7 protein-coding genes are annotated in these 13,080 nt (G+C 38.4%); 4 read left to right on the forward strand and 3 right to left on the reverse strand.

Translation table 11 applies throughout. The features are described 5' to 3' along the window. Window positions 1–99: 99 nt before the first annotated feature. Window positions 100–1,347, reverse strand: a complete 1,248-nt coding sequence (locus CD001_RS11160) for a TraB/GumN family protein (protein WP_096187818.1) — start codon at window positions 1,345–1,347, stop codon at window positions 100–102. Between the two features lie 393 nt (window positions 1,348–1,740). On the opposite strand from CD001_RS11160, the gene CD001_RS11165 reads away from it, so the two are divergent. The 3 genes from CD001_RS11165 (at window position 1,741) to CD001_RS11175 (ending at window position 7,578) form a co-directional block, all read left to right on the forward strand. Next, the gene (locus tag CD001_RS11165; RefSeq protein WP_179298708.1) at window positions 1,741–3,267 is read left to right on the forward strand and encodes a DEAD/DEAH box helicase; all 1,527 of its coding nucleotides are present in this window, start codon (window positions 1,741–1,743) and stop codon (window positions 3,265–3,267) included. Between the two features lie 552 nt (window positions 3,268–3,819). Beyond that, window positions 3,820–7,101, forward strand: a complete 3,282-nt coding sequence (locus CD001_RS11170) for a DEAD/DEAH box helicase (RefSeq protein ID WP_096187819.1) — start codon at window positions 3,820–3,822, stop codon at window positions 7,099–7,101. Between the two features lie 234 nt (window positions 7,102–7,335). After that, on the forward strand, window positions 7,336–7,578 hold the full coding sequence (locus tag CD001_RS11175; protein WP_096187820.1) for a hypothetical protein: 243 nt from the start codon (window positions 7,336–7,338) through the stop codon (window positions 7,576–7,578). Window positions 7,579–7,634: 56 nt separating this feature from the next. Here CD001_RS11175 and CD001_RS11180 read toward each other — a convergent pair whose 3' ends face one another. Beyond that, the gene (locus CD001_RS11180; RefSeq protein WP_257009979.1) at window positions 7,635–9,314 is read right to left on the reverse strand and encodes a hypothetical protein; all 1,680 of its coding nucleotides are present in this window, start codon (window positions 9,312–9,314) and stop codon (window positions 7,635–7,637) included. Window positions 9,315–9,587: 273 nt separating this feature from the next. Between CD001_RS11180 and CD001_RS11185 the strand changes: the two genes are divergently transcribed. Continuing rightward, window positions 9,588–11,504, forward strand: coding sequence for an ABC-F family ATP-binding cassette domain-containing protein (locus tag CD001_RS11185; protein ID WP_096187822.1), 1,917 nt, complete (start codon window positions 9,588–9,590; stop codon window positions 11,502–11,504). A gap of 101 nt (window positions 11,505–11,605) precedes the next feature. On the opposite strand, the gene kynU is transcribed toward CD001_RS11185, so the two are convergent. After that, on the reverse strand, window positions 11,606–12,877 hold the full coding sequence (kynU, locus tag CD001_RS11190; protein WP_096187823.1) for a kynureninase: 1,272 nt from the start codon (window positions 12,875–12,877) through the stop codon (window positions 11,606–11,608). Between the last annotated feature and the right edge of the window lie 203 nt (window positions 12,878–13,080).

The raw sequence follows: 13,080 nt of genomic DNA on the forward strand, positions 1-13,080 counted from the left end.
GCTGAGATAATCATCGTTATACAATGTCCATGATAAATGTAAAAAAAGAGGGGTCACCAAAAGCAAAGCTTATGGGACACCCTCTCACATTTTATATCGTTACTCGATCCCTTCTTGAATCTCATACCCGCGGTCTTCTAATAAACCGACGATGCTCGTTTCTCCGACAAGGTGCAGAGCTCCTACGACGACAAAATACGTTTCATTTTCATCAAATAAGAGAAAGTCCTCTATTTTTTCTGTCATCTCAAAGTCACGATCATCCATTAATGCTCTACTATATTCCTGATAATCTTCACTGGCATTTTCATCAATGTCTCGCTGTGGCAATAAAGAATCGATGTCTCCGGTTCGCCAAATATCCATAAGCTCAGCCATGTCTTCTTCCATATTGTCATAATCATCAATAACTTCTTGTAAATATGCTACTTGACTATCTTCTGATAGAATGTCAAACGTTCCCATTTGATCTTCAACCGTTTCTAAACCGATGATATCAATATTATTTTTAGCTCGGTCGATAAAATAGAAGTCGATACCGTAATCAGAAGAATATCCTGCCTCTTCTACCGCGACATTAGAAATCGATGTGGCTGCATACCATGGCTTTAACATATCGACCATCGATTCGTCATATTGATATGCTTGGAGAATATCAACGGTATCTTGGAATAGGTCATCCGGAATAACGTCACTTAACGAACGTCCATCCTGATACATTCCAACTTGACTCATATAGTTCGCAACTTCAAAGCCATTCAGCTCGGTCATATCAATTTCAACAGCTAAATAATCTGCTTCATCAAAGGCACTTTCTATATTTTCATGAAGGGGGTAAATGTCTTCCATCCCGACATGAATTGAACCGAATAAGTACACAGTGTTACTGCCTTCTTCGACTTTGTAAAATACACCTTCAGATGGTGGTCCTGTCTCGGCAAATGCTGGTGTATCTTCATATTCGACAGCGACACCATTTTCTAGTAGCTCTTCAACTGCCTGAAACGAATCCTCGTCTTCATCAATTCGGTTGCCGATAATCGTAACATCAGTCAAATGTTCCAACTCTAACAAAGGGGTGAAATCTTCAATCTGATTGTGTGAAAGATCTACCATTTCCAAGTTCGTTAACTCTTCAATACCATTCAAATAGTGAATATCTAAGTCCGAAAGGTCAAGTGAAGTAATTGATTGAGCTTCTTTTTCTGTCAGTTCACCTTCAATATCCCTAGCTTCGATAATCGCTTCTTCCAACGTTTCATCGGAAAATTCTATTGTTGCTGTTGTGCAACCAATTAAAGTGAAAATAAACAAAAAAATAATGCCTGCTAATAATTGATTTTTCATTTTTTCTCCTCCTGTAACAAATGATGCATCTTCTATTGTACTTCGCTTTTCCTAATCTTTACAGTGAAAATAAGTCATTTATTTTTACGTTGCATCCATAGGAAGGTTTCACGAACATATTTTTGCAGAAAGAAAATTGTGTAGTCATACAGCTTTATTTGTGTTAAGGTTAATAAGTTGGTTCAGTGGACGAACAAAATTACAGATTATTCATCCGGCAAGGATTTATTTTATTTATGAATGGTTCAACTAAACATTGATAAGAATAACTTAGTGTAAGCTTATTCCTCTCAATAAGGGATAAGCTTTTTATTCTTGACGAAGCGATAAATGGATTCTGCGAAAAATGACAGCAGATCATATAAAAGATGGATCCGATATAGAGATGGATAAATGAAAGGAAGAAAAGATTTGGCATTATTTTATGAATTAGATATCGAGCATTCGATATTACGCGCAATTGAAAGTATGGGGTTTAAAGAAGCGACTCCGATTCAAGAACAAGTCGTACCACATGGAAAAGCCGGAAAAGATATTATTGGTCAGGCACAAACAGGTACAGGAAAAACTGCTGCTTTTAGTATTCCATTAATTGAAAATATGGAAGTAGAGCAAAGACATCCGCAAGGACTTGTACTTGCACCGACACGTGAATTAGCAATTCAAGTATCACAAGAAATTAATAAGCTTGGTCAGTTTAAAGGTATCCGCTCGTTACCAATTTATGGAGGACAGGACATTGGCAAACAAATTCGTGGCTTAAAAGACCGTCCGCAAATAATTGTGGCAACACCTGGACGTTTCATGGATCATATGCGTCGTAAAACAATCCGTCCGGAATTTATGAATACGGTCGTTTTAGATGAAGCAGATGAAATGTTAAGCATGGGTTTTATCGAAGATATTGAAACAATTTTAGCTGATGTTCCGAATGAGAGACAAACGATGTTGTTTTCAGCAACAATGCCTACTCGTTTAAAAACAATCGTGCAAAAATTTATGAATAACCCGATCAGTGTTACGGTTAAGGCAAAGGAAATGACAGTAGAAAACATTGAACAGCGTTACATTGAAGTTCGTGAAAAAGAGAAGTTTGATGCGTTGTGTCATTTATTAGACATGGATCCACCAGAGCTGGCAATCGTTTTTGGACGTACGAAACGAAGAGTCGATGAATTAACAGAATCACTTAGTATTCGCGGGTTTGCAGCTGAAGGCTTACACGGGGATATGAAGCAAGAGCGACGTGACCAAGTGATTCGTAAATTTAAACGCGGCACAATTGATATTTTAGTCGCAACAGACGTCGCAGCACGTGGACTTGATGTAAATAACGTTTCTCACGTATTTAACTTCGATTTACCACAAGACTCTGAAAGCTATGTTCACCGTATTGGACGTACTGGGCGTGCTGGGAAAAGCGGGATTGCATATAGCTTTGTTACTCCAAAGGAAAAAGATCACTTAAAAGTCATTGAAAAAGTTACGAAAAAGCCGATGAAACGTCAAGGTGTTCCAACGTATGCAGAAGCGTTAGCTGGACGTCATCAACAAGCGGTTGGACAGCTCGAAAAGGCATTGGGTCAAGAGTTAGACGAAAATCTTTTAGGATATGCACAAGCATTAATGGAAGATAATGATCCCGTAGCACTCGTTGCTGCTGCATTGAAAATGGTAACGAAGGAGCCAAACCAGAAGCCTGTAAAAATAACTGGTGAAGCACCTGTTCGTTCAAAAAGGAAGCCTAAGCGCGAATCATCTGGTGGATATTCTCGTAAACGAAGAGATGACCGTAAAGGTGGAGGCGGTTACCGTAAAGGTGGCGGGGGACGCGATCGAGATCGTAAGCCTCGCAAAGACCGTGACACAATGAAGCTCCGTGGTAACAGTGGCAGCAGAAAAAGGAAAAGTCATGTATAAATAGAACAAATGACAAGACATCTTCTCTTAAGAAGGTGTCTTTTTCTTCCAGATAATTTCCATGTGCCTGGCACTAGGAAATTTTCTGGAAGGGATATGAGGTCAATCGGGATTGAGTGGGAGGAAGGTATGAATGTGAAATAGATTTATTCAAATCATGAGTAAATCATGAGTGATCAATGTTGAAGTGGTGAAAATGATATTGATCTTGTCCTTGTCCACGTGAAGTATTGCAGTAGAATTTTATATTCGTCAAGCATATGAAAAAAAAGTTTGGTAAAATGAAGGGATAATGGTCAATACTGTGTTTAGAAAATATCGTTAATTAAAATTATTTAAATACATTTGAAAGCAATAAATGAGTAAATAAGTAAAAACTTTACAAATTGTTAAAGAAGTTTAAACAGGCTTATGTCCCATGAAAAACGTAAAGTAAATATTGCGGTGATTGATGTCATCGCAAATTTGTGCAGATCCAAGGTTCTTTTATGCGCAAATAAATGAACGAAAAGAAAACATGAAATGTTCGTCTAACTGTGAGAGGTGAAAACGGTGACTAATGATACATTAATAGAAGAAAGGGAAATTGAGAAGTTATGTGAAATGCCAAATACGTTTAGTAGAGGTAAACGATATTTTTTAGAAGATCGTGTAGAAAACTTTCACTATGATGAAAAAAATCATCTTTATAAAGCAACTGTTACCGGTACCGAGCAATATGACGTCAGTATCGGTGTAACGAATAAAGGTGCAATTGATCTAACCGAGTGCACATGTCCTGCATACTTTGATTTTCCCGGTATTTGTAAACACATTACGGCAGTACTGCTCAAGCTAAAGAAAGAAGGGTTACCTCTGACTAAGACGACAGACATAAACACTCACCATTCGCTAATCGAAAAGAAGAGGAAGAGACTTCCTGAAATGGAAACGAGGAAAGCGAAAAATTTCATCGATCTTTTCAGCCAAGTATATTACAACAAACAAGAGCGCTATAGGGAAAAAGACTTGCTGTACGTGCAATACCACCTTACATTGCATGGAGGCTTTCGAACAAACCATGGGAGTATCGCTACTTTGGAAATGAAAGTCGGCCCAAAGCGATTATATGTTGTAAAAGACATTAAAGAATTTTTAACATCAGTATTTGAAAAGCAGACGTTAAAATTTGCCAAGCATTTTACGTACGACCCGTTAGACTATGAATTTTCACATGGGGATAAACAAATATTGCAAACAATGTGGAAATATTATCAAGTTCAAGATGAAGCGGATCATCCTTCGATTTCGTACTACTCTAATTACCGAAAAAAAGAAGGAAGAGCATGGACAATCCCTGGGACAGTGTTTCATGAAATACTTGATTTACTGATCGGGCAAGACGTTCAAGTTGAAACTCCGAATGGACAATTCCATAGTATTGATGTCAGACAAGAACCATTACCAATGCAATTTCAGCTTCGAAACCATGACAATTATGAAGATACGTACGTGTTTAATTGGGAAAATGAAGATGACTTTCTTTTATTAGATCAAGATTACGATTCAGCTTTATATAAAAATGCATTTTATAAGTTACCAGCAGAAGGTCGCGAAGTCGTTCATTTACTGACTAGTCATCTAGAGCTCCACGGTCATTCTGCACTGCATTTTACTAAAACAGAATTGGAAACATTCACATCAGTCGTGCTGCCGCAATTAAAGCAAGTTGGAGATGTAGGAATTAGTGAGGAAATTGATCAACTAATTGATATGTCACCATTAAAAGCAAACCTTATGGTTGATTATGATGAAGAGAGGCTCACTGCAAAAGTTGAATTCCAATATGGGGATCTTCATTTTTCACCATTCGATTCAGAGGATCATGAAAAATCGGACAAAGTGATTGCCCGAGATGTAGAACAAGAGCTTTATTTATTGTCACTTATTGAAAATATTCCATTTAAATATAATGGAAAAGAGCTATTTTTAAATGATTTCGATGAGATCATTGATTTTGTTTTTGATGAAATTCCAAAACTGTCAGAGGAATTTCATTTATTTGCGACATCAAAAGTGAAAAGCCTGATTTATTCACCTGAATCAATCCCAGCAGTTCGAGTGGAAACGAACAATGAGCTCAATTTGTTAGACGTCTCATTTCAAATGGACGACTTAAACGAAGACGAAATTGATGCATTATTAAAAGATTTATTAGCAAACAAAAAGTATTACCAGCTGTCGAACGGTTCATTTGTTTCACTTGAAAATGAAAGCTTCCAAGAAGTGAAAGAGCTCTATCAAGATCTTGATATACCGAACGATGATCTGCAGGCGAACACTTCCGTCCCGTTCTTAAAAGCATTCCAGATTAACCAGCGGGAACATCAAGCTGTTTTAAAACGAGGTAAGCAGTTTAAGTCGTTAATTGATGCCATTGACCACCCTGAGGAAATGGACTATCGGTTACCTGATTCCTTGAAGGCCGACTTGAGACAATACCAGGAGACGGGTTATAAATGGATTATGTCGCTTGCTCATTACAATTTAGGCGGGATATTAGCAGATGATATGGGACTTGGAAAAACGGTGCAAATGATTGCATATTTGTGTAAACAAAAGGAGAATGGTGTGACAGAGCCAGCTTTAATCATCTGCCCGTCAAGCCTTGTTTTTAACTGGAAAAAAGAAATTGAACGATTTGCACCTTCATTAACCGTAAACGTTATTTCTGGATCCGTACAAGAAAGAAAAGAGCTGCTCCATAATCAAGAAGGAAAAGAAGATGTCTGGATTACATCATATCCTTTACTAAGAAGAGACGAAGAACATTATGAAGATAAAGTTTTTTCTACGGTCATTTTAGATGAAGCGCAATATGTCAAAAATGATTGGACAAAAACATCGAAAGCAGTAAAACGAATACGCTCGAAATTTTCTTTTGCACTTAGCGGAACTCCAATTGAAAACTCACTTGATGAACTATACTCGATCATTGATTTAGTGCTGCCAGGACTGTTTGCGAATAAGCGGTCGTATAAAGAAATGTCACAAGAACGAATTACAAAACGGATCCGCCCTTTTGTATTGCGTAGATTAAAGAAGGATGTATTAAAAGATTTACCTGAAAAAATTGAAAATGTTCAATATACCGAGCTTAATGACGATCAAAAAAAATTGTATATGGCTCAGCTGCGACTTATTAAAGATGAGGCGAGCGATGCGATTAAAGCAAATGCATTTCAGCAAAATCGGATGAAAATATTAGCGGGACTGACGAGACTGCGACAAATATGCTGCCACCCGGGCATGTTTCTTGAAAACTATGAGGGTAGTTCTGGGAAGCTCGAAAGGCTGCTCGATTATTTGGAGGAGGCTCATGCTAACGGTCAGCGGCTTGTTATTTTCAGTCAGTTTACGACGATGCTTGCAATATTAAAAGAAGAGCTTGATAGAAGAGGTTGGGACTATCATTATCTTGATGGAACGACACCTTCAGAGGAAAGGCTGAAACTGGCAGACAAGTTTAACGACGGGGAAAAAGATTTCTTCTTAATTTCGTTAAAAGCAGGCGGAACCGGCCTGAATTTAACTGGGGGCGATACAGTTGTTTTGTATGATTCTTGGTGGAATCCTGCAGTAGAGGAGCAGGCTGCTGATCGCGTATACAGGTATGGTCAGAAAAAAGTTGTCCAAGTGACAAAGCTCATTACAACTGGAACGATCGAAGAGAAAATTCACATGTTACAAGAGAAAAAAAGGGAGTTGCTGGATCAAGTCATTCAATCTGGAGAAACGATGATTTCCTCCTTAAATAAAGAAGATATTGAAGAATTGTTAGAGCTGGATGCATAGACATCGGTTAAAGGAAAAACCAACATTTACCAGGTGCCTGGCACCTGGTAAATGTTGGTTTTCTTCGTTGTCGACCTCCTCGCTTTTTTTCCTTATGGAATTCTGTTCATTTTCCTCATAATTCTAAGCATAAAATGGTTGCAGCTCGCTATAAATAAAGGGAACTGTTTTATTGTTTCTATCATGAGCAGTAATGTGAAGACGAGGTTTTAGAAAAGAAAGGAGTTGAGGTGGGTGTCTGGCCAATATCCATTAAAAAATCCTGGAGTAGCAGCAGTGCTTAGTGCGCTTTGGACAGGACTCGGTCAAATTTATAATGGTCAAATTGGTAAAGGAATTGCGTTTATGATTATTCAAATTTTCAATTCGATGTTGATGGTTGTACTTATAGGGTTTATTACGTTTCCGATTTTTTGGATCTACGGAATGGTTGACGCTTATAAATCCGCCGAAGCCTATAATAGAGGAGAAGTGTAATAGATAGAAAGGAAGGCAGGCCGTTGTAAAACGACCTGCCAAATTTTTTGAATATATTAAAACTCTAGTTCTTCAATAGGTTGAACTTCTTCTCCAGAATCGACAAAGCGTATCGTTATTTCATCGTCCGGCTGAATAAAGACAGCTCTTGGATAGGCAGATGCATTAACCGTGAAAATCCGGTCATGATCTTCTAACAGAAGTCGTACTGTCACATTATCTTCACGGTCCCATTGATAGACACGCTCGACCGTTGTTGTAATTTCGGTCAAATCAGTCAATTCACCTGGAACAACATCATCATCGACGGATGTGGATAATTCAAGTTGATAAGCACCAAATGCTTCCCTCTTTGTTTCCCCATATCCGTAAGTGTTTTCACTTCGAGCATTGACGAGCATAATTTGCCGCAGGACATTGTTTCGGTCCATAAGCGGGACTACCCACGTGTATTGACCGTAAATATTGTATAAAGATGGTGTGCCTGCTACATAATCATCACGCCTAAACGTTCGTTCTGCAAGGTTCATAGCTGTACGACCATTAAGGGATCCGCTTGCATCGCGGAAGTATTTTAATTCTCCAGTTCGAGCGTCGAACATCGTAAAACCAACCATTGAATTAGACGTTTCTTCACTGCCTCGCAATCGCATATGGTCAGTAAACCAATTTAAATTAAGATCTTGGTCTACGACCCCCGTAACTGCATCATCGGCAGTCCATTGTGTCGGTTCTGTTAATCCTTCACGGCCGAAGAAACGGTTGATCAAGCCTTGTTTATAAATACCGAACCACTGATTTCGTTCTTCAGCAATGTGCGGAGGATAAATTCTATTTACCCACTCAGGTGTTTCTTCTTTTTCGTATTTTTCCATTTCACCAGTTTGCGGATCAACGATGACAACTCCGTCGACATCTGCGACTCGTCTGAATTCCGTGTAATGTCCAAAACTGACAATATAATACGGGTTTCCTTCACTGTCGATTTCAAAACTCGTATCAAGCATAAGGATGTCAGGATACTCCATACGAACTTGACGTTCTAAGTTTTCATGGAAAAATGCAGAAGGGACGATATTCATTTCAGTTAATACGAGTTCAGGTTCTGCACGGGAGTTTTCTGCATTAACCATAATATAACCAGGTACAGCATCACTTCTGATCCAACGGAAGAAGCCGTCGTATTCAATAGGAGTAACCCAAAATAACGTATCGTCAACGCGCTGAATTCTCGTTTCTCCAAGGTTGTAAAATGCCGGGTTATCAAGCTGACCCATTTGTACATCGGTACGATATCGGGCATAGTTTCTTGACACGACCGGGATTGATTCTTCGTTGACAGGGTTCAGTTCTTCAATAGTTACTTCTTCTCCTCCGGCAATGTTATATTTAGCATCAGCTAAAAATAACGGCTGAAGGATCCAAAACAATGCAAAGCCTGCAAGGAGTAATAATCCAATCCCAGCTCCAATGACAGCTTTTTGCTTTCGGAATGTCTTTTTAAATGAAAACACGATAGTGTTGTCTGCAATGAGTGCAATCCCTACAATCGGGAGATAATAGGTGATGATTGCTGTTACAGATTGGTCTAGAAGTCCAACATAAAATAAGAAAATCCCATAAGCTAAACCGATAATATATCTTGGAATAAGCCACTTGCGAAAAAAGCTTCCCTTCCACCATTCTAGTTGTAGTGGTAGGAATAATAGTGCTAATAAAGCACTCATAATAAGCATTTGTACCAATGTAAACACCTCATTTTAATCTAAAGAAATAATAGGATCATCATATTATACGGATAAATCCCCTTCCTAGTTTCATCCCTTATTAGAGTATCATAATACTTACAACAAAACAGAAAAACATCGTGTAAAATCAAAATATCTAAAAATGTCAAAAAATATCCAGGTGCCAGGCACATGGATATTTTTTGACATTTTTTTAGGGGAGGGGCTGCGCTTGCTAACGTCCGTTTAAAACATGCTACAATGAAAATGGAGGATGATGTTATGAGTATTTTACGAGTTGAAAATTTGTTAAAAACGTATGGAGAGAAAACTCTGTTTGATTATATTTCTTTTACTGTTGAAGAAAAGGAGAGAATTGGGCTGATCGGTGTAAATGGAACCGGGAAATCTTCTCTTCTTAAAGTGTTAGCGCGTATTGAAGGAAAGGAAGACGGAGAACTTATACATGCAAATCAGTTTCATATTGAATATTTACCACAAGAACCGGATCTTCAATTAGATAAGTCAGTGATTGAGCAAGTGTATGATGGAGACTCGCTTATTATGAAAACGATGCGTAACTATGAGCTAGCGTTACTGTCCTTAGAACAAGATCCACTGAATGAAAACTTGCAAAATCAGCTATCAGCTGCTCAAGAAAAAATGGTTAAAGCTGAAGCGTGGGAAGCGAATACCATTGCTAAAACCATTTTAACTAAGCTCGGTATAAGCGACTTTTCAAAAAAAGTAAAATATCTTTCAGGGGGACAGCAAAAACGTGTTGCGATTGCAAAATCTCTGATCCAACCAGCTGATTTACTTTTACTAGATGAACCGACGAACCATTTAGATAACGAGACTATCGAATGGCTAGAAACATATTTATCTCAATATCGCGGATCTTTAATGGTGATTACACATGACCGCTATTTTTTAAACCGGGTTACGAATCGGATTTTTGAACTCGATAATGGACAGCTTTATCAATACGAAGGAAACTACGAGCTATTTTTAGAAAAAAAGGCAGAGCGTGAACGAGAAGAAGCGAAGCAAGAGGATAAGCGGCAAAATATTTTGCGAAGGGAGCTTGCTTGGCTGCAACGTGGTGCAAAAGCGAGAACAACGAAGCAAAAAGCGCGTAAACAGCGAATTGAAAACATCCAAAAAGAGGGCTCCGTAAAGGACAAAGGGGATGTTGACTTTGCAATCGGCTCAACTCGTCTAGGAAAAAAAGTCATTGAACTTGAAAATGTTCGTCATTCCTTTGAAGGGAAAAGCTTATTTAGCGGAGTGGAATATTTATTGACGCCTGGTGATCGATTAGGAATTATTGGACCGAATGGAAGCGGTAAATCGACATTATTAAATATTATGGCAAATCGTCTTATACCAGACTCAGGTACAATTGCTGTCGGTGAGACCGTAAAAATTGGTTATTACACACAGAGCCATGAGCAAATGGATGAAGATATGCGGATGCTTGATTATATTAAGGATGTTGCAGAAGTTGTTCACACAGCAGATGGTTCAGTCATTACGGCTGAACAAATGCTTGAGCGGTTTCTTTTCCCTCGTTTTATGCAAAGAACGCACATTCGCAGGTTGTCTGGCGGTGAGAGGCGCCGTCTATATTTATTAAAAATTTTAATGGATGAACCAAATGTGTTGTTTTTAGATGAACCGACGAACGATTTAGATACACAAACGCTTGCAGTTTTAGAGGATTACTTAGATCAATTCCCTGGTGTTGTCGTGACGGTTTCGCATGATAGATATTTCCTTGATCGTGTAGTAGATAAGTTACTTGTTTTCGATGGAAGAGGAAATGTTGATCGTTTCCAAGGAAGTTATAGTGATTATATGGAAACTGTTACACATGAACTAATGCGTGTAAAGCAAGCTGACAACGATCGAGACGTTAAGAGGGAGGAACAACATGCGGGTGAGAAAAAAAAGCCGAAGAAACTTTCCTATAAAGACCAAAAGGAATGGGAGGAAATTGAAGATCGAATTGCTCATTTGGAAGAAAAAGTCGAGTCTATAGAACAGGAAATCCAAAACACGGGTAGTGATTTTGATTTAGCGCGAGAGTTATATGAGGAACAAAAACAGGTGGAAGATCAATTAGAAAAAGCGATGGAACGCTGGGAAGAACTCTCTGTATTAGTTGAAGAAATTGAAGCGAATAAAAATAAGTAGATTGATTGATACATTGACACAAAAATTTCCAGGTGCCTGGCACCTGGAAATTTTTGGTGTTTTTCATCAACGATGATAGGCTTAAATGAACAGTTTTTATGTTACGCAATGACGTTCCGGTCATTGGAAAAGTCTTTATATTCCTGTTGATTCATAATTTCTTTTAATGATTGAACGGTCGTCCAAACATCTTCAAAGGAGGTATAGAGTGCAATTGGTGCAAAGCGGATTACGTTTGGCGAACGAAAATCGGGGATGATCCCTTTTCTTTTTAATGCTTTACAAATTCTAGCTGCTTCTTTATGGGCAACGGCAATATGTCCGCCTCGACTATTTTCTTCAAGTGGAGTAATGATCTCAAACGTAGACGTTAAATCCTCTTTCGACAAGCACTCTAACAAAAAGTTAGTTAACTTCAAAGATTTCTCTCTTATATTCTCAATACCTGCCTCATGAAACATTTCGAGAGAACCAATTAATGGAGCACTGCTAAATATGTGCGGAGTACCTAATTGGTAAGCTCCGGCTGTATCAGCATGGGTCATTTCATGTACCATATCAAATTGCTTTACTTTATTTGACCCAAACCAGCCGGCTAAACCAGGTTTTTTACCGTGGTGTTTTTCGTGGATAAATAATCCCCCAACACCTCCTGGTCCACTATTTAAATATTTATATGTACACCATACTGCAAAGTCACATCCAATAGTATGAAGCTGATGAGGAATAATCCCTACTGAATGTGCAAGGTCAAATCCTATGATGATCCCTCTTGCATGTGCCTCTTCAGTTAGTTTTTTCACATTTAACAGTTGACCGCTGCGGTAGAGAACAGAAGGGAGTAGAACAAGTGCAACATCTTCTGTCATATTTTCAATAATCGTATCCTCGTTAAGTGTGAGACCATTTTCACTTTTCACTACTTGTAAATGTTCATCAGGATTAAGACCATGTAAAGCCAGCTGACTTTTTAATACGTAAATATCGGTCGGGAATGCAAGTTCTTCAGTTAATATTTTCGTTTTCTTACCTTCAGGTTGAAAAAAAGTTGCGACCATTTGGTGCAAATTTGTCGTAATGGACCCTGTTGAGATGACTTCATGAGGTTTTGCTCCTAACAGTGGAGAAGTCATTTCACCTAACTTTTCTGATAAGAAGTACCAAGGCTCTTGTCCGTCTGTCCAACCGTCAATTCCGTGTTCTTTCCAATCGTTTAATGATCTTTCTAAAGCTTGCTCAGCTCTTTTAGACAATAGTCCGAGGGAGTTCCCATCCATATACAGACGTGAATCGTGTATATAAAATTCCTCTTTATAAATTGCCAGCGGATCGTTTTTATCATATTCCAAAGCTTGATCATATGTTGCTTTCACGTGAGCATCTCCTCCTTCGTTAACTCTATTGTAGGTAGAAGATTGCAACCTGACAAGGGAAGAATAAGCAATACACCACCCAACTTCAGAAACCGTAGCGAACTATTGAAAACCCTATCCAAAACTATCAAACTCAAATTCAAAATCACTAAACACAATCGCTCATCATTTAATTAACCACAAAATAAATCAGCTGAAACCAA

Source organism: Evansella halocellulosilytica (genome assembly GCF_002335745.1).
GTDB lineage: Bacteria > Bacillota > Bacilli > Bacillales > Salisediminibacteriaceae > Bacillus_CA > Bacillus_CA halocellulosilytica.